Here is an 18,681-nt window from a genome sequence, read left to right on the forward strand (position 1 = left end):
TTCGTAGCTTGCGGCACATTCCCGTTCCTTAACCAATGAAGAAAATTGCCCTCGCCGGCCTGGTGGCCGTGGCGCTCACTACGGCCTGCAACCAAACCAAAACCTCGGAAAACGCCACTGCCGCCAACGGTACGACAGCCGCCGATTCCACCAAAGGCATAAACGGCCTGTTTGCCAGCTTCTGGGAGCGGCAGTCGCGGCTCGACCCGCTCTCGGCCACGGCGCAGGGCGACAACCGCTACAACCACCTGCTGCCCAACGACCAGACGCAGGCCTTTCGCGATACACTCAGCACGTTTTACCAAGACTACCTGACCCGGCTGGGCAAGTTCGACCGCGCCAAGCTGGACGAGAACGATAAAATCAGCTACGACATCTTTCAGTACGACCTGAAGCAGCGGGTGGCGGGGCTGAAGCTGAACACCTGGATGATTCCGTTTCAGCAATTCTGGGGGCTGCCCATCAGCATGGGGCAGTACGGCTCGGGGCAGGGCAACCAGCCATTTAAGACCGTGCAGGACTACGATAACTGGCTGGGCCGCGTGCAGGGCTTCACGGTGTGGGCCGACTCGGCCATCGGCAACTTCCGGCGCGGCATGAAGGCCGGGGTGGTGCTGCCGAAGGCCTTGGTGGTGAAGATGCTGCCGCAGATGCGCGCCGCCGACATGCAGGTGACGGACCCGACCAAGTCGCTGTTCTACGGGCCGATAAATACTTTCCCGAAGGACTTTTCCGACGCCGACAAGCAGCGCCTGACCGAGGCGTATAAGAAGGCGATTCTGACCCAGGTGGTGCCCACTTACAAGAAGATGGGCGACTTTCTGGCCAATGAATACCTGCCCAAGTCGCGCGCCACCAGCGGCATCAACGCCGTGCCGGGCGGGCCGGAAATCTACCGCTACTACGTGGGCTACTGGACCACCACGGAGAAAACACCGGCCGAAATCCACGCCCTGGGCCTGCGCGAGGTGGCCCGCCTGCGCGCCGAGATGGAGCGCATGAAAACCGAGCTGGGCTTCAAGGGTACGCTGCGCCAGTTCTTTGAGAGCCTGAAAACCAACCCCAAGGCCATGCCCTTCAAGACGGCCGAGGAAGTGCTGGCCGGTTTTCGGAAGATTCAGGCCACCATCGACCCGAACCTGAAAAAGATGTTCGGCCGCACGCCCAAAACGCCGTTTGAGATTCGGCGCACCGAGGCGTTCCGCGAAGCCTCGGCTTCCGCCGAGTACAACCAGGGCTCGCCGGACGGCACGCGGCCGGGCATTTTCTACGTGCCGCTGCCCAAGCCCGCCGAGTACAACGTGACGCAGGGCATGGAGTCGCTGTTTCTGCACGAGGCCATTCCGGGCCACCACTACCAGATTTCCCTGCAGCAGGAAAACACCAGCCTGCCTAAGTTCCGCCAGTTTGCCGGCTACGGCGCCATGACCGAAGGCTGGGCCCTCTACTGCGAAAGCCTGGGCAAGGAGCTGGGCCTCTACAAAGACCCCTACCAGTACATTGGCGCGCTGAGCGACGAGATGCTGCGCGCCGTGCGCCTGGTAGTGGACACCGGCCTGCACACCGGCCAGATGACCCGCGAGCAAGCCATTGACTACATGCTCGATAACACGCCCGACAACCGCGAAAACGACACGGCTGCCATCGAGCGCTACATGGCCATTCCGGGCCAGGCGCTGGCCTACAAAATCGGCCAATTGAAAATCCAGGAACTGCGCGCGCGCTACGAAAAGCAGCTGGGCAGCAAGTTCTCCCTCAGCAACTTCCACGACGAGCTGCTGAAGGACGGCGTGATGCCGCTGAGCGTGCTCGAAACCAAGATGAACGCCTGGGCGGCGAAGCAGAAGTGAGAAGTGAGAAGTGAGAAGTGAGAAGTGAGAAGTGAGAAAAGGAACGTCACGCAGAGCGCAGCGAAGCATGTTTGCCTCAATACTAATTAGTTACTTGCGCGGTATAGATGCTTCGCTTGCGCTCTGCATGACGTTCTAGATTCAACATCTAAATAGAACCCTAACCCCACGCTGGAACCAATCAGCGTGGGGTTTGTGCTATATAGAAGTGGTATCAACACGGCCCTGCGGGGCGAACGGGCGTAGATTGCGGGCTTATTCAGGTTTTGATGCGGAAGTTGGTTTTCGTTTTGCTGGTAGCGCTGGGGCTGTTTGCCCGGCCGGCCCTGGCCCAGGCGCCCCCGGCGAGCCGGGCCAGCGCGGCGTCGGTGCTGTTGGCCAACCTGTTCAATGCCTATTGGGAAGACCGCGCCCGGCTGTTTCCGCTGGCGGCCATGGCCCAGGGCGACAACCGCTACAACGACCGCCTGCCCAACGACCAGACGCACGCCTTCCGGCAGCAGCAGCAGCGCCTTTGCCGCCGCTACCTCAACGACCTGCTCAACATTGACCGGGCCCGCCTCCCGGCCGAAGACAAGCTCAGCTACGACATTTTCCAGTACGAAATGCGCACCCGCCTCGACGGGCTGAGGCTGAACACCTGGATGATGCCCATGGACCCGTTTTTCAGCGTGCCCAACGCCCTGGCGATGCTGGGCACGGGCACCGGGGCCCAACCCTTCCGCACCGTGCGCGACTACGACAACTGGCTGGCGCGGGTGGACCGGTTTCCGGTGTGGGCCGACTCGGCCGTGGCCAACTTCCGGTTGGGCATGAAGGCGGCCGTGGTGTTGCCGCGCGCGGTGGTGCAGCGCATGGTGCCCCAGTTGCAGGCCCAGGTAACCTCCGATGTGATTCGTAGCCCTTTCTACGGACCGGCGCTGCATTTCCCGCCCGGCTTTTCCGATGCCGACAAGGTGCGGCTGGCGGCCGCCTACCAGCAGGCCATTGCCACCGACCTGGTACCGACCTACCGCCGGCTGGCCGATTTTCTGCTGAACGAATACCTGCCCCAGACCCGCAGCAGCACCGGCCTGAGCGACGTGCCCGGCGGCGCCGAGATGTACCGCTACAACGTGCGCCTGATGACCACCACCGACCGCACGCCCGACGCCATCTACCAAACCGGGCTGGCCGAGGTGAAGCGCATCCGGGCCGAGATGGAGGCCATCCGGCGGCGCGTGGGCTACCGGGGCACCCTAGCGGGCTTTTTTAATTACCTGAGCACCAACGCCAAATTCACGCCATACCAAACGCCCGAGCAAGTGCTCAATGCCTTTCGTGGCATTCAGGCCCGCGTGGCCCCCAACCTGACCAAGCTGTTTGGGCAGGTGCCTAGGTCGCCGTTTGAAATTCGGGAAACCGAAAAGTTTCGCGAAGCCGCGGCCACGGCCGAGTACAACCGCGGGTCCCCGGACGGCTCGCGGCCGGGCATTTTCTACGTGTCCATCCCCGACGCCACCCGGTTTGCCACCACCTCGGGCATGGAGTCGCTGTTTCTGCACGAGGCCATTCCGGGCCACCACTACCAGATTTCCCTGCAGCAGGAAAACGCCGCCCTGCCCAAGTTCCGCCGCTTTGCTGTGTACCCCGCGTTCAGCGAGGGCTGGGGCTTGTACTGCGAATCGTTGGGCCGCGAGTTGGGCCTCTACGCCGACCCCTACCAGCGCATGGGCGCGCTGGGCGATGAGATGCACCGCGCCCTGCGCCTGGTGGTGGACGTGGGCCTGCACGCCAAAGGCATGACGCCCGAGCAGGCCGTGGCCTACCTCATCGCCAACGAGCCCATCAGCGAGCCGGATGCCACCGCCGAGGTGGAGCGCTACCTGGCCCTGCCCGGCCAGGCCCTGGCTTACAAGACAGGCCAGCTCAAACTGCGCGAGCTGCGCGCCCGCTACGAACAACAGTTGGGCACCAAATTCAACCTGCGCGCCTTCCACGATGAGATTCTGTCAGGCGGCGCCATGCCCCTGGCCATCCTGGAGCGCCGCATGGACGCCTGGGCCGTGCGCCAACGGTAGGCGGGCTGGCGGCCTTGCAGTGGAATAGAACGAGATATAGCTGGAATTGAATTGCCAGGATTACATTGCCAGCCAATTCTTCTTTTAAGCTAAATTTTGTTTTGAATGACTTCATTCTTTATTCCTCTTGGCCGCCTTACCGCCGTACTCGGCTTGGTATTGGCCATCACCCTCAACCCACCCACGACCTGTGCCCAAGTAGCCTTGCCCGTCACTACCCCGCTCGACGTAGCGGCCGTGGATGCTGTGGTGGCCCGTGCGCTCAAAGACTTGAATGTGCCCGGCATCGCCGTGGCCGTGGTAAAGGACGGGCAGGTGGTGCTGGCCAAGGGCTACGGCGTCAGCTCGCTGGCCACCAAAGCGCCGATGAATGCCAACACCCTATTCGGCATCGCGTCCAACAGCAAGGCGTTCACGGCCGCTGCCCTGGGCCTGCTGGTGGACGAGGGCAAGCTGCGCTGGGACGACAAGGTGACCGACTACATCCCCGAGTTCCGGATGTATGACCCCTACGTGACGGCCGAGTTCACGGTGCGCGACCTGCTGTGCCACCGCAGCGGCTTGGGCCTGGGCGCCGGCGACCTGATGATGTTCCCCGATTCCAGCGACTTTACGGTGAAGGACGTGATTCATAATCTGCGCTATTTCAAGCCGGTGTCGTCGTTTCGGAGCAAGTTCGACTACGACAACAACCTTTATGTGGTGGCGGGCGAAGTGGTGAAGCGCATATCCGGACAGTCCTGGGCCGAGTTTGTGGAGGCCCGCCTGCTGAAGCCGCTGGGCATGAAGCGCAGCGCGGCAGGTTTTGCCCGCTTGGCCAACCCCACGAACGTGAGCGAAGGCTACGCGCGGGTAAACAACCAGACGGAGGTGGTGGCCCGCTACGTGAACCCGCTGACTGGTCCCGCCGGGGGCATCTACTCCAGCGTAACCGACCTGAGCCAATGGGCCCTGATGCTGCTTGGTGGGTCCGGGGCCCCGGCCCCGCTGCTGAAACCCGCCACCCAACGCGAGCTCTGGACGCCGCAAACCGTTGCGCCGCCTACCTACTTTACAACGGGCTACAATACCCACTTTTCGGCTTACGGCTTGGGGTGGTTTTTGCAGGACGCATGCGGCTATAAAGTAGTGTTGCACAATGGTTTTGTGCCGGGCCAGGTAACAATGGTGACGCTGCTGCCTGAGTTGCGCCTGGGAATCATCGTACTCACCAACCAAGAGTCGGGGGCCTATGCAGCCATTACCAGAACCATCGAAGACCATTACCTAGGCGTAAAGAACGTCGACCGCGTGCAGGAAATACTGGACCGCCTGAAGAATCGCGCCACCGGTGCTGACCAAATCACTGCAGACGCTTATAAGCAAGTAGCCCTGGCCCAGAAAGCCGCGCCGAAAAAAGCCGACTACAGCGCCTACGTGGGCCGCTACCACGATGCCTGGCTGGGCGACGTGAACGTGTACCAGCAAGGCCCGCAGTTGTGGCTGCGCGCGGTGCGGGCGCCGCGCCTGGTGGGCCAGGTGCTGCCCTACCGTGGCAGTACTCACGTGGTGCGCTGGAAGTCGCGCACCTTTAACGCCGACGCCTTCGCCACCTTCACCCTCGACGACCAGGGCCGCGCCTCTGGCCTGAAGATGAAGCCTATTTCGCCCGCCACCGATTTCAGCTACGACTTTCAGGACCTCGATTTTAAGCGCGTGGCGGAGCCCACGGCGGGCGCCGGCCAATAAACGGCTTTATCTTCAACGGCAATTCCCGCTTCTGATTTCAATTCCCACGATGTTGCGTTCTTCTTTTTCCCGGCGGCCGGTTGGCTTTTTGGCGATGCTTGGCCTGTCCAGCCTATTTCTTACGGCTCCTGCCATGGCCCAAGCCACTGCTTCGGTTGCGGGTGCGCCCGTTTCAGCCCGCGCTGCCGGCCCCTCGCCCCTACTCGCGCTCTGGAGCGGCCCGCACGGCGGCGTGCCCGCGTTCGACAAGGTGAAAGTGGCCGATTTCAAGCCAGCTTTGGAAGCCGCAATGGCCGAAAAAATGGCCGAAATCAACGCCATTGCCAATAACCCGGCGGCCCCCACGTTCGAGAACACCCTTGCCGCCATGGAGCGCAGCGGGCAAACCCTGGCACGGGTTTCGACCATTTACGACATCTGGAGCAGCGCGCTGAACGATGCCACCTTCAGCGCCATTGAAACCGAGATGGCGCCCAAGCTGGCCGCCTTCAACGACCAGATTACCCAGAACCCGGCCTTGTTCCAGCGCATTCAGGCTGTTTATCAACAGCAGTTGAAAACCAAGGCCAAGCTGCCCAATGAGGCATATCGGCTGACGGAGGTGCGCTACAAGGAGTTTGTGCAGGCGGGCGCCAAGCTGGCGGGCCCGGCCAAGGCGCGGGTGTCGGCCATCAACCAGGAGCTGGCGGGGCTGTTCACCAAGTTTTCGCAGAACGTGCTGGCTGACGAGGGCGACGACGTGCTGGTGCTGAAAACCGAGCAGGACCTGGGCGGCCTGCCGGCTTCGCTGGTGGACGCGGCCAAAACCACGGCCGGTACCCGCAAGATTGCGGCGGCGGGCGTCATCACCAATACGCGCTCCAGCATCGACCCGTTTCTAACCTACTCCGACCAGCGTGAACTGCGTGAGAAGGCCTGGCGCATGTTCACGAACCGCGGCGACAACGGCGGCCCGCACGACAACAACGCCGTCATCACCCAGATTCTGCAGCTGCGGGCCGAGCGGGCCAAGTTGCTGGGCTACCCCACCCACGCCCACCTGCGCCTCGACAACACCATGGCCAAAACCCCGGAAGCCGCCATGCAGCTGATGGAGCAGGTGTGGAAGCCCGCCGTGGCTCGCGAGCACGAAGAAGTGGCCGACATGCTGGCGCTGGCCAAAAAGGAAGGCGCCCCGGCCAACTTCACCTTCGAGCCTTGGGACTACCGCTATTATGCCGAGAAGGTGCGTAAGGCCCGCTACGACCTCGACCAGAACGAGGTGAAGCAGTATTTGCAGCTCGATAAGATGCGCGAGGGCATGTTTTGGATGGCCGGCGAGCTGTTCAACTTCAGCTTCGTGCCCGTGACCGATGTGCCCGTGTACCACCCCGACGTGCGGGTGTGGCAGGTGAACGACAAAACCACCGGCCAGCAGGTGGGCCTCTGGTACTTCGACCCCTACGCCCGGCCCGGCAAAACCTCGGGTGCCTGGATGAACGCCTACCGCAACCAGCAGCGCATAGACGGTAAGAACGTAACCACCATTGTGTCGAACAACTCCAACTTCGTGAAGGGCAAGCCCGGCGAGCCCGTGCTCATTTCCTGGACCGACGCCACCACGCTGTTTCACGAGTTTGGCCACGCCCTGCACGGGCTGTCGAGCAACGTGACCTACCCCACTCTTTCGGGGACCAACGTGGCGAACGACTACGCGGAATTTCCGTCGCAACTGCTTGAGAACTGGCTGGCTACGCCCGAGGTGCTCAACCGCTTCGCCCTGCACTACCAGACCGGCCAGCCCATCCCGCAGGCGCTGGTGGACCGCATCAAAAAAGCCAGCTCCTTCAACGAAGGCTTTGGTACGACCGAGGCCGTATCGAGCGCGCTCATCGACATGAAGCTGCACCTGGCGGGCAGCCAGAAAATTGACCCCGACAAGTTTGAGCGCGAAACCCTGGCCGGCCTGGGCATGCCCCACGAGCTGGTGATGCGCCACCGCACGCCGCAGTTCACGCACGTTTTTTCGGGCGACGGTTACTCGGCGGGCTACTATTCCTACCTGTGGTCGGTGGTGCTGGCGGCTGATGCCTTCAGCGCCTTCACCGAAGCGGGCGGCCCCTACGATAAGGCCGTGGCGGCACGCCTGCGCAAATACGTCTTCACGGTGGGCAACACTGTGGACCCGGCCGCCGGCTACCGCGCCTTCCGCGGCCGCGACCCAAAAATCGACGCCTTGATGAAGCAGCGCGGCTTCCCCCTGCCGGCCGCCCAGGCCACGCCGGGCAAAGCGTCGGCTGGCAAAGTCCAGTCCAAAGCGGCCCCGCAAGCAACTGGCAAGCGTAAGTAGCGTCCTTGCCGCGCGTGCCCATGTTTCAGGAAAGCCCCGGCCACGGGGCTTTCTTTTTTACGCCACTGCCAGCGTCACACGTTCAGTATCTTGGGTCGACAAACTGGCCTGTTAAGTAGATTTCATGCGAAAACTTGTATTGCAAACCCTGGCAGCTGGCGCGCTGCTGGCAACCGCTCCGCTCAGCCCCTTGCTGGCCCAGAAAGCCACAGGAAAGGGCAAAGCAGCCCCGGCCAAAGTAGAAACCACGGCCTCGGCGGCGACCTCGGCGCCGCTGCATGCCCTGTTTGCGGCTTACTGGGAAGACAATGCCCGGCTGTTTCCGCTGGAGGCCACGGCCGAGGGCGACAACCGCTACAACGACCAGCTGCCCAATGACCAGACCCGGGCTTTCCGGCAGCAGGAACGGCAGTTTTACCAGCAGTACCTGACGCGGGTGCAGCAGCTGGACCGCCGCAAGCTTTCGGCCGAAGACCAGGTGAGCTACGACGTGTTCCGGTACCAATTGGAAATGGCGTTGGAAGGCCTGCAGCAACCGTTCTGGATGATGCCCTTCGGCCAGACGGGCGGGCTGCCGCAACTGCTGGCCCAATACGGGTCGGGCACGGGCGCGCAGCCCTTCAAAACGACCAAAGACTACGACAACTGGCTGGGCCGCGTGCACGGCTTCACCGCCTGGACCGACTCGGCCATTGCTAATTTCCGGGCGGGGATGCGCACCGGCGTGGTGCTGCCCAAGGTACTGGTGGTGAAGATGATTCCGCAGTTGGAGGCCATGGTGGTGGCCGACGCCGGCAAGAGCATGTTCTACGGCCCCATTGCCAAGCTGCCCGAGGCCGTGCCCGCCGCCGACCGGGCGCGGCTGACCACGGCCTACCAGCAAGCCGTTCTGACCGAGCTGGTGCCGGCTTACCAGAAGCTGGCCACTTTCCTGAAAAACGAATACCTGCCCAAGGCCCGCACCACCTCCGGCTACGGCGACCTGCCCGGCGGCGCAGCGGCCTACCGCTACGCGGTGAAAGAGGCCACGACGACCAGCAAAACGCCCGACGAAATCTACCAGACGGGCCTGAGCGAGGTGAAGCGCCTGCGCACGGAAATGGAGCGGGTGAAAAACGAAGTGGGCTTTCAGGGCGACCTGCCGGCCTTCTTCGCTTACATGAAAACCGACCCGAATTTCCGGCCCTACAAAACGCCGCAGGAGGTGCTCGGCGGGTTCGAGGCCATTCACCAGCGCATGGCGCCCAACCTCAAGAAGCTGTTTGGGCGCACCCCCAAAACGCCGTTTGAGGTGCGGCAGACGGAAGCCTACCGGGCGGCTTCGGCCAGCGCCCAGTACGTGCCCGGCGCGCCCGACGGCTCGCGGGCGGGCATTTTCTACGTGCCCATCCTCGACGCCACCCAGTACAACGTGACCGCGCTGCCGCCCATGGAGGACGTGTTTCTGCACGAAGCCATTCCGGGCCACCACTACCAGATAATGCTGCAATACGAGAACACGGCCCTGCCGGAGTTCCGGCGTTTTGGCGGCTCAGGCGCGTTTGTCGAAGGCTGGGCTTTGTATTGCGAGAGCCTGGGCAAGGAGTTGGGCCTCTACACCGACCCGTACCAATACGTGGGGTCGTTGGGCGGTGAAATGCACCGCGCCATCCGGCTGGTGGTGGATGTGGGCCTGCACGCCAAGGGCATGACCCGGGAGGCCGCCATTAAGTATATGATGGACAACGAAGTCATCACCGAGCAGCTGGCGACGGCCGAAATTGAGCGCTACATGGGCAACCCCGGCCAGGCCCTGAGCTACAAAACGGGCCAGTTGAAAATCCTGGAATGGCGCGCCCGCTACCAGAAGCAGCTGGGTTCCAAGTTCGACCTGCGCGCCTTCCACGACGAGCTACTGGCCGGCGGCGCGCTGCCGCTGGACGTAGCCGAGCGCCGCATGGACGCCTGGGCCGCCCGCCAGCGCCAGGCCCCGCCCAAATAGCCCTGCTTTCCCCAATTACCTGAATTCCCGCTTTTTTGACTGACACTATGCACAAGTATGTACCGGCCCTCGTCACGGCCGCGACCTTTTTCGTTTCGGCGGCGTCGGCCCAGCAGCGGCCCGTGCGCACGGCCGAAGACTACGCCCGCGCCGAGCGCGCCATGGGCTACAACACCGCCGCGCTGATAGACCACAGCGCCGGCCAGCCCAATTGGCTGGCGAACGACCGGTTCTGGTACCGCACCATGACGGCCCAGGGCAGCGAGTTTATCCTCGTGGACCCGGTGCGCAAAACCCGCACCCCGGCCTTCGACCAGACCAAACTGGCGGCGGCGCTGTCGGCGGCCAGCGGCAAGAGCTACGAGGGCAGCCGGCTGCCCTTCCGCACGTTCACGTTTGCGCCCGATGAGAAGTCCATCACCTTCGCAGCGGCTGGCAAAAGCTGGAAGTACGACCTGGCCAGCGGACAGGTGAGCCAGGACACCGCGCCGGCCCCGGCCGCCAACCCGAATGCGGGCAACGAAGAGGTGTCGCCCAACGGCCAGCTGGCCGCCTACATCAAGGACTACAACCTGTGGGTGCGCGACACGAAAACCAACCAAAGCACCCAGCTCACCACCGACGGCACCAAGGACTACGGCTACGCCACCGACAACGCCGGCTGGACGCACAGCGACAAGCCCATCCTGCGCTGGTCGCCGGACTCGCGCAAGATTGCCACCTTCCGGCAAGACCAGCGCAACGTGGGCGACATGTACCTCGTGACCACCAACATCGGCCACCCCACCCTGAAAAGCTGGAAATACCCGCTGCCAGGCGACAAAGACATTGCCATGATTGAGCGCGTCGTCATCGAGGTGAACCCGGCCAAAGTGGTGCGCTTCCAGATGGCGCCCGACGCCCACCGCGGCACGCTTTCGGACGATATTTCGAGCAGCGGCACCTTCGACGACGTGGACTGGAGCGCCGACGGCCGCGAGCTGGCGTTTGTGTCGACCTCGCGCGACCACAAGGAAGAAAAGGTGCGGGTGGCCGATGCCACGACCGGCGCCGTGCGCGACGTGTTCAGCGAAACCGTGGCCACGCAGTTTGAGTCGGGCCAGGGCACCATCAACTGGCGCTATTTGCCCAAGAAGAAGGAAATTGTCTGGTATTCGGAGCGCGACAACTGGGGTCACCTCTACCTGTATGATGCCGGCAGTGGTAAGGTGAAAAACCAGATTACCAAGGGCAATTTCGTGGTGACGCAGCTGCTGAAAGTGGACGAGGCTAAGCGCCAGCTCTACTTCCTGGCCGATGGACGCGAGGCCGGCAATCCCTACTTCACGCACCTTTACCGCGTGGGCCTCGACGGCAAGAACCTCACCCTGCTCACCCCCGAAGCCGGCAACCACCAGGTGATGGCCTCGCCCTCGGGCCGCTACTTTGTGGACACCTACTCGCAGCCCGACAAGCCGGGCGTAACGGTACTGCGCAGCGCCGACGGCAAGCTGATTTCGACGCTGGAGAAAACCGATATCTCGCGCCTGGCCGCCACCGGCTGGAAGGCGCCCACGCCCATCACGGTGAAGGCCCAGGACGGCAAAGACGACCTGTACGGCCTGATGTTCACGCCCTCCAACCTCGACCCCAGCAAGAAATACCCGGTTATCGACTACATCTACCCCGGCCCGCAGGGCGGCGGCGTGGGCAGCTGGTCGTTCTCGGCTGCGCGCGGCGACCACCAGGCCCTGGCCGAGCTGGGCTTCGTGGTGGTGGTGATTGAAGGCAGCTGCAACCCCCTGCGCAGCAAGAGCTACCACGATGCCTGCTACGGCAACATGGCCGAAAACACGCTCTCGGACCAGGTGACCGGCCTGCGCCAGCTCGCCCAGAAGTACTCCTACATCGACCTGGACCGGGCCGGCATCTGGGGGCACTCGGGCGGCGGCTACGCCACGGCCATGGCCATGTTCCGCTACCCCGACTTCTTCAAGGTGGGTATTTCGGAATCGGGCAACCACGAAAACCGCAACTACGAAGACGACTGGGCCGAGCGTTACCTCGGCCTGCTCAAAACCAACCCCGACGGCACCACCAACTACGACAACCAGGCCAACGCCACCTTCGCCAAGAACCTGAAAGGCAAGCTGATGCTGGCCCACGGCCTGATGGACGATAACGTGCCGCCCTACAACACCTGGCTGGTAGTGGAAGCCCTCACCAAAGCCAACAAGAGCTACGACTTGGTGGTATTTCCCAACGCCCAGCACGGCTACGGCCAATATTCGCCCTACATGACGCGCCGCCGCTGGGACTACTTCGTGCAAAACCTGGCCGGCGCCGAGGCCCCCCACGACTACCAGATGACGCCCAAGCCCGACCCGCGCAACATGGCGCAGTAAGCACCGGATAGTTAATAAAAAGAACGTCATGCCGAGCGGAGCCGAGGCATCTCGCGTGCAGCAGTAATCCAACCGAAGGGTTTACTATTGCACGCGAGATGCTTCGACTTCGCTCGGCATGACGTTCTTCTTTTTCCTTCCAAAACGGTTATGGAAATCCGTCACATCAAACCACTTCCACGATTCCAGCTTCTCGGGCTGCTGACGTTGCTGCTGCTTCCCTGTCTCAGCCAGGCCCAGCGGCGCTTCGAGCTGGCCGACATCGGCCGCTTGGTGAGCGTGAGCGACCCGCAGCTCTCGCCCGATGGCAAAAGCATTCTGGTGGTGGTTTCGCGGCCTAACGTGACCACCAACCGCAATGAGGCCGAGGTAGTGCTCGTGTACGTGGCTAGCGGCCTGCAGCGCGTGCTGGTGGCCGGGCGGCCCACGGTGAAGCAGCCGCGCTGGTCACCCACCGGCGACCGGGTGGCGTTTCTGGCACGCACCGGCGCGGGCAAGGACGCACACACCCAGCTTTTCGTCCAAAACCTGGCCTCTGGCGAAGTGCGCCAGCTGACCACAGCCGTTGAAAACGTGCAGCTTTATAGCTGGAAGCCTGACGGCAAGGCCCTCGCCTACTCTTCGGCAAATGCTCCGGCCAACGCCGCTGAGGTAGCCCGCGGCAACGACAGTTTCGAGGTGGGCAACGGCAGCGTGACGGCCAGCGCGCCGCCCGCACCCGACCACATCTGGCTGGTGTCGGCCACCGACGGGCAGCCGGCCCGCCGCCTCACCTCTGGCCCGCTCAGCCTGCCTGACGATTCCTCCGCGCCTTTCGCCTGGCACCCCGACGGCCGCACGCTGGCTTGCGTGTTGCGTCCCAGCGCCCAAACCGGCGACCAGGAAACCACTGTGCATACGCTGGACGTGGCCAGCGGCGCCCTGCGCGAGCTGCCCGGCTCCCCGCACCGCGTCGATTTGCCCGCCTACTCGCCTGATGGCAAGTGGCTCAGCTACCAAACGCCTCGGGAGGCGCCGTTTTTTGAGTCGCTTGAGTTTGATGTAGTGCCCGCGGAGGGCGGCCCCGCGCGTCACATCTGCCGGGTAATTGACCGGAATTTGCAGCGGGCTTTGTGGAGCCCGGACAGCAAGAGCCTGCTGGTGGGCGGCAACGACGCGGCCACAGTTTCCATCTGGCAGCAGGGCTTGGATGGCAAAAGCCAGAAGCTGAAGCTGGGGCCGGTTTCGCCCAACGGCAGCTACTGGGTGGAGATGTCGGTGGGCAAGCGCAATGCTTTGGCCATTACGGCCAACGAGCCCGGACGCCCGGCCGAGTTGTACTACCTGGCTTCCCCTACTGCCACCCCGCGCCGCCTCACCGATTTCAACCACGAAACCGCGGCCTTGGCGCTGGGCCGCATGGAAGCCGTGGAATGGCAGTCGGACGACCTGCGGCCCGACGGCATCCTGACTTATCCGCCCGATTTTGACCCCACCAGGAAATACCCGCTGGTGCTGATGATGCACGGCGGACCGTCCAATGCCTCACGGGCTGCCTTCTACGGGCTGGGACAGGCGGTAGCGTCGCACGGCTACGTGGTATTTCAGCCCAACTACCGGGGCTCCGATAACCTCGGCTACGCCTTCCAGCGGGCCATTCGTGACGATGCGGGCACCGGACCGGGGCGTGATGTGCTGGCCGGCATTGCCATGCTGGAAAAGCGCGGCTGGGTCGATACCAGTCGCATTGCGCTTTCAGGCGCCTCGTACGGCGGTTTTATGACAGCTTGGCTGATGGGCGAGCCGCGGCGCTGGCGCTGCGCAGTGGCCGCGGCTTCGGTGGTCGATTTGCTGGACAGCTACAACCTGAGCGACAACAACATCGCCAATGCCGGGCACTACGGCCCTTCCCCCTGGCTGAGCGCCGCGAACCTGGCGCATTACCAGGCGCAGTCGCCGCTGTCGCGGGCCACGCGCTGGCGTACGCCCACGCTCATTCTGCACAACGTGGGCGACTTCCGCGTGCCCATCAGCAACTCGTACAAGATGTACCACGCGCTGAAAGACAACGGCATACCGGTGCGCTTCATGGCCTTCCCCACCGCCGCCCACGTGCCCGGTGACCCGGTGCGCAGCGCCGAATGGAACCGCCTGTGGCTGGAATGGCTGGACCGGTACCTGAAATAAAGTACGACGTAGGGGCGGCGCCTGCCCCCGCCCGGTTGCGTGCGCCGTATCAACGGCTTCGTTCAACGGTGGGCGGGGCAGGCCCCGCCCCTACGCCGTTCAATAATTGACCCTATACCCCATGCAAAAGCTCATACAAACTACCTCCCACCTCCTGCTGGCCAGCCTGATGCTGGCCTCTCCACTGGCCGCCACGGCCCAGAAAAAGCCCGCCGCCAAACCCGCCAACGCCCAAAACGCCATCCGCGAAGCCGACATCAAGCGGGACTTGTTTGCGCTGGCGGCCGACCATTTCCGGGGTCGCGAAGGTGGCACGCTCGACGAGTTGAAGGCCTCCGTGTGGCTGGCCGACCAGATTCGGGCCACGGGCATGCAGCCGGCTGGCGACGACGGCACCTACTTCCAGTGGTTCAATATGCAGCGCACCCGCCTGAGCAAAAGCAGCACGTTGCGCATTGGCACCCACGAAATCAGGCTAAACGAAGACGGCGCCGTAACGGCCCCCACCAACGCCAGCCTGAACGTGCCGCTGGTGTATGTCGGCTCGGGTTCGACGGCCGATTTGGCCAAAGTGGACATCAAAGGCAAGGCCGTGGCGGTGCAGATTTCGGGCGCGCCCACCGACGGCATCAGCTACCGGCGCTACGTATTTGGCAAATTTGCGAACCAAGCTGGCGAGTTGGTGAAGGCCGGTGCTGTGGCCGTGGTGTTTGTGTCGGACCCCAAGCAGCAGGCCCTCTACGACCATTGGAGCCACATTTACGAGCGGGGCCGCTACAGCCTGCCCGGCGCGGCTACTACCCGGGTGGTGAGTGCGCCGCCGGTGGTGTGGCTGCCCGCCAGCGCCGCCAGCTGGGTACAGCAGGCCGGGCAGCAGCTCACTGCCGAGTTGAAGGTGGAAAGCTTTCAGTACCCGTCCGTCAACGTCGTGGCCAAAATGCCCGGCACCGACGCGCAACTGAAGAAAGAGTACGTCCTTTTCAGCACCCACCAGGACCACGACGGCGTGCGGGCGCCCGTAGCCGGCGACTCCATCTACAACGGCGCCGACGACAACGCCACCGGCTGCGCGGCCCTGCTGGCCATCATGCGGGCCTTCAAGCAGCAGCCGGGGCGGCGCTCAGCGCTGTTTGTATATCAGGGTTCGGAGGAACGCGGGCTCATTGGCTCGACCTATTTTTCGGCCCACCCCACGGTGCCGCAGTCGTCTATTGTGGCGGTGCTGAACGCGGAGATGATGGGCCGCAACGCACCCGACAGCGCCGCCCTGCTGGGCAGCACGCCGCCGCACATGAATTCTTCGGATTTAGTGAAAACCGCGCTGGCAGCTAACCAGGCCGGCCCCAAATTCAAGCTCGATACCGAGTGGGACAAGCCCACGCACCCCGAGGGCTGGTACTTCCGCTCCGACCACCTGCCCTACGCGCGCCTGGGCATCCCGGCCATCATGTACACCTCGTGGCTGCACGTCGACTACCACACCCCGCGCGACGAAGCCAGCCGCATCGACTACGCCAAGCTCACGCGCATGACGGAGTGGATGTACCTCACCGGCTGGGCCGTGGCCAACCGCACGGCACCGCCCGCGCGCGAGCCCGGCTTCAAGCTGGAGCGTTAATGTAGCGTGGACGCTGCGAGTCCGCGCAATGCCAGAACGTTCACACGGGCGCGGACTCGCAGCGTCCACGCTACATCTCTGCATCAAGCTGCGCCGTATGGAGAGGCATGCTGAACCTAACCAACCCCGAAGTGGCCTTCGTGCTGGGCCGCCTGCTGCTGGGCGTGGCATTTCTGACGCATTTTCTGGCGCGGCTGCCCAAGCTGGCCGCGTTTCAGGCGGGCATGGTGAAGCAGTTTGCCAACTCGCTACTGCCGGAACTGTTGGTGCGGCCGTTTGCGGCGGTGCTGCCCTTTGTGGAGGGCGCCATTGGCCTGCTGCTCATCATTGGCCTGTTCACCCGCCCGGCGCTGGCCGCCGCCCTGCTGCTGATGACGGCGCTGGTGTTCGGCAGCAGCTTGCTGGAGCAGTGGGACACTGTGGGCACGCAGCTGGTGTACGGCCTGTTTTTGTTTGCGCTGGTGCTGCACTGCCAGCACAACCGCCTGTGCCTCGACCGCCGCGTGGCACCGGAAAAATTTAACTGAACAATTGAGCAGGCCGGCGCTTAATTGCTCGTCTTCATTGCTCATTAAGCGAAGCGTAAAATGCGCCACCTCACCGCCGCCGACATCCAGGCTTTCGACAAAATCTACCGTCTCAACCTCGTCAACGGCCTGCCAGGCTTCAAGCCGGCCAACCTGGTGGGCACGGCCGCGCCCGACGGTGCTACCAACCTGGCCGTGTTCAGCTCGGCCCTGCACCTGGGCTCCGACCCTGCCCTGCTCGGCATCGTGACGCGCCCCACCACCGTGCCCCGCCACACCTACGCCAACCTGAAAGCCAGCGGCTGCTTCACCCTCAACCACGTGCCCGAAGCCCTAGCCGCGCCGGCCCACTACACCTCGGCCAACTTCCCGGACGACGTGTCGGAGTTTGACGAATGCGGCTTCACCGCCGAATACCGCGACGACTTTCCCGCGCCCTACGTGGCCGAAAGCGCCGTCAGCATCGGCCTGCGGTTGCTCGAAGAGCACGCCATCAGCAACGGCACTGTGCTGCTGGTAGGCACCGTAGAGCACGTGTACCTGCACGCCGAGCTGTTGCGGCCCGATGGCACGCTGGACCTGGTGGCCGCCGGTACGGCCGCCATTTCCGGCCTCGACGGCTACCACGCCGTGGCCCCGCCGGTGCGCTTCGGCTACGCCCGGCCGGGCCAGCCGCCTGTGCCGCTGCCCTAATCTAGCTTTTTACCACACAAAAGCCTCGCTTCCAGTCGGAAGCGAGGCTTTTGTGTTAGTGGGCTTTTTTCTTTACGGATACTGCGTCTCGATTTTGCGACTTCCGGTGTCGGAGTAGCGCTGCTCGGCGTGGTGCTCATTCCCATCAGCCGATGCTGCATTGGATGAGTAGGTTTCGAAGCCGCTGGCCTCCGGCCCGGCCGGGCTGTCGCGGTACCAGGCGCGGTAGGAGCCATCAGGCGTGCGCGACGGCACCCGGTCCGATGCAGCCGGCTGGGGGTATTGCTGCGCTTTGCGCTTCTTGCCTTTCTTCTTGCCCTTGCCCGCCGTGGCCAGCGCGATGCCGCCGATGGCCACGCCGGCCACGGCCAGCACTTTCAGCCAGGGCTTTACCAGCGGCGGCGGCACCGACGTCACGCCGCTGCCATCGGCCGTGGCGGGCACGTGGGCGTAGCGGCCCACTTTCGGGCGTGCCAATACGTCGAACCGGGGCACAAAATCAGCCAGTTGGCGGCGCAGTTCCTCGCCATGCATGGCAATGCCGTGGCCGGTGGCCGCCACTTCGGGCTCCAGGCGGGCCAGCAGGGCCATCGAGTCGCGCGCGGCATCCCAGTCGGGCGTGAAGTAGGCCGGCGGGCCGTGCACCTCCTGCTGCTGGGTATACACGGCCGAGCCCGACTCCTGCTTCACGGTGGTGAAAGCGTCGCCGGCCACGAGCAGCTTGTCGTGCTGCCGGAAGAAGGACACGTGCCCGAACGTGTGGCCCGGCGTGTGCACCCAGCGCCAGCCGGGCAGGCCGGGCACACTGCCGTCGGCCGGCAGGGCCTGCACCCGGTCGCCAAAATTGTAGGCGTGCTTGGGGTAGGTGAAGGACAGGTAGGCCATCATGCCGCCGCCCACGGTGGGGTCGGGCGGGGGGAAGCTAGAGCGGCCCGTCAGGTAGGGCAGCTCCAGGGGGTGGGCATACACGGGCACGTCGGGCCAGGAGGCCAGCAGGCCGTCGAGGGCGCCCACGTGGTCGAAGTGACCGTGGGTGAGCAGAATGGCCACGGGCGGCGTGTCGGGGCCAAACAACTCCTCGGCCTGCTTCTTAATCTTGTGGGCCGAGCCGGGCAGGCCGGCATCAATCAACACCCAGGGGCCCTGCGGCTGGTCTTCGGGGAAGGCGTAGAAGAGGTTCACAAACACGTCGCGCAGCACGCTCAGGCCGGGCACTACGGAAGTGAAGGCGGGCGTGTTGGCCCGGGTGGCATCGTTGGAAAGCATAGGCGAATGGTGAATGGGTGGACGGATGCGTTGGCGGATTGCAAGGCGGCCGGGCCGCGCCGGTACTACGGCAGCCAAT

At 63.9% G+C, this 18,681-nt stretch carries 11 protein-coding genes; 10 read left to right on the top strand and 1 reads right to left on the bottom strand.

The genetic code is table 11. The annotated features are described in order from the left end of the window. The first annotated feature begins 35 nt into the window (after nucleotides 1–35). The 10 genes from MTP16_RS22300 to MTP16_RS22345 all read left to right on the top strand — a co-directional run bounded on the left by MTP16_RS22300 (nucleotide 36) and on the right by MTP16_RS22345 (nucleotide 17,336). A complete protein-coding gene (locus tag MTP16_RS22300) occupies nucleotides 36–1,850 on the top strand; it encodes a DUF885 domain-containing protein (protein ID WP_243514193.1) in 1,815 nt (604 codons plus the stop codon). A gap of 269 nt (nucleotides 1,851–2,119) precedes the next feature. Continuing rightward, the gene (locus tag MTP16_RS22305) at nucleotides 2,120–3,910 is read left to right on the top strand and encodes a DUF885 domain-containing protein (protein WP_243514196.1); all 1,791 of its coding nucleotides are present in this window, start codon (nucleotides 2,120–2,122) and stop codon (nucleotides 3,908–3,910) included. Between the two features lie 105 nt (nucleotides 3,911–4,015). Further along, the gene (locus tag MTP16_RS22310) at nucleotides 4,016–5,638 is read left to right on the top strand and encodes a serine hydrolase (protein ID WP_243514199.1); all 1,623 of its coding nucleotides are present in this window, start codon (nucleotides 4,016–4,018) and stop codon (nucleotides 5,636–5,638) included. A 133-nt stretch (nucleotides 5,639–5,771) separates the two neighbouring features. After that, on the top strand, nucleotides 5,772–7,967 hold the full coding sequence (locus MTP16_RS22315) for a M3 family metallopeptidase (RefSeq protein ID WP_243514200.1): 2,196 nt from the start codon (nucleotides 5,772–5,774) through the stop codon (nucleotides 7,965–7,967). 124 nt (nucleotides 7,968–8,091) lie between these two features. Then, nucleotides 8,092–9,948: a DUF885 domain-containing protein gene (locus MTP16_RS22320; RefSeq protein WP_243514203.1), complete on the top strand. Its 1,857-nt coding sequence runs from the start codon at nucleotides 8,092–8,094 to the stop codon at nucleotides 9,946–9,948. A 47-nt stretch (nucleotides 9,949–9,995) separates the two neighbouring features. Further along, nucleotides 9,996–12,332 carry a S9 family peptidase gene (locus MTP16_RS22325; protein ID WP_243514206.1) on the top strand — a complete coding sequence of 779 codons (2,337 nt, stop codon included), beginning with the start codon at nucleotides 9,996–9,998 and terminating at the stop codon, nucleotides 12,330–12,332. A 150-nt stretch (nucleotides 12,333–12,482) separates the two neighbouring features. Further along, nucleotides 12,483–14,498 carry a S9 family peptidase gene (locus MTP16_RS22330; RefSeq protein WP_243514208.1) on the top strand — a complete coding sequence of 672 codons (2,016 nt, stop codon included), beginning with the start codon at nucleotides 12,483–12,485 and terminating at the stop codon, nucleotides 14,496–14,498. A gap of 121 nt (nucleotides 14,499–14,619) precedes the next feature. After that, nucleotides 14,620–16,116, top strand: coding sequence for a M28 family peptidase (locus MTP16_RS22335; protein WP_243514211.1), 1,497 nt, complete (start codon nucleotides 14,620–14,622; stop codon nucleotides 16,114–16,116). A 107-nt stretch (nucleotides 16,117–16,223) separates the two neighbouring features. Next, the gene (locus MTP16_RS22340) at nucleotides 16,224–16,643 is read left to right on the top strand and encodes a MauE/DoxX family redox-associated membrane protein (protein WP_243514215.1); all 420 of its coding nucleotides are present in this window, start codon (nucleotides 16,224–16,226) and stop codon (nucleotides 16,641–16,643) included. A 60-nt stretch (nucleotides 16,644–16,703) separates the two neighbouring features. Continuing rightward, nucleotides 16,704–17,336 carry a flavin reductase family protein gene (locus MTP16_RS22345; protein WP_243514218.1) on the top strand — a complete coding sequence of 211 codons (633 nt, stop codon included), beginning with the start codon at nucleotides 16,704–16,706 and terminating at the stop codon, nucleotides 17,334–17,336. 72 nt (nucleotides 17,337–17,408) lie between these two features. Here the strand turns inward: MTP16_RS22345 and MTP16_RS22350 are convergent, their stop codons facing one another. After that, a complete protein-coding gene (locus MTP16_RS22350; RefSeq protein ID WP_243514221.1) occupies nucleotides 17,409–18,602 on the bottom strand; it encodes an MBL fold metallo-hydrolase in 1,194 nt (397 codons plus the stop codon). Nucleotides 18,603–18,681 lie beyond the last annotated feature (79 nt).

The organism is Hymenobacter monticola (assembly GCF_022811645.1).
In the GTDB taxonomy this organism is placed as follows: Bacteria; Bacteroidota; Bacteroidia; order Cytophagales; family Hymenobacteraceae; genus Hymenobacter; species Hymenobacter monticola.

Coding starts and splice junctions, on each gene's coding strand:
- MTP16_RS22300 (WP_243514193.1), top strand. CDS start 36: ATGAAGAAAATTGCCCTCGCCGGCCTGGTGGCCGTGGCGCTCACTACG.
- MTP16_RS22305 (WP_243514196.1), top strand. CDS start 2,120: ATGCGGAAGTTGGTTTTCGTTTTGCTGGTAGCGCTGGGGCTGTTTGCC.
- MTP16_RS22310 (WP_243514199.1), top strand. CDS start 4,016: ATGACTTCATTCTTTATTCCTCTTGGCCGCCTTACCGCCGTACTCGGC.
- MTP16_RS22315 (WP_243514200.1), top strand. CDS start 5,772: ATGGCCCAAGCCACTGCTTCGGTTGCGGGTGCGCCCGTTTCAGCCCGC.
- MTP16_RS22320 (WP_243514203.1), top strand. CDS start 8,092: ATGCGAAAACTTGTATTGCAAACCCTGGCAGCTGGCGCGCTGCTGGCA.
- MTP16_RS22325 (WP_243514206.1), top strand. CDS start 9,996: ATGCACAAGTATGTACCGGCCCTCGTCACGGCCGCGACCTTTTTCGTT.
- MTP16_RS22330 (WP_243514208.1), top strand. CDS start 12,483: ATGGAAATCCGTCACATCAAACCACTTCCACGATTCCAGCTTCTCGGG.
- MTP16_RS22335 (WP_243514211.1), top strand. CDS start 14,620: ATGCAAAAGCTCATACAAACTACCTCCCACCTCCTGCTGGCCAGCCTG.
- MTP16_RS22340 (WP_243514215.1), top strand. CDS start 16,224: ATGCTGAACCTAACCAACCCCGAAGTGGCCTTCGTGCTGGGCCGCCTG.
- MTP16_RS22345 (WP_243514218.1), top strand. CDS start 16,704: ATGCGCCACCTCACCGCCGCCGACATCCAGGCTTTCGACAAAATCTAC.
- MTP16_RS22350 (WP_243514221.1), bottom strand. CDS start 18,602: ATGCTTTCCAACGATGCCACCCGGGCCAACACGCCCGCCTTCACTTCC.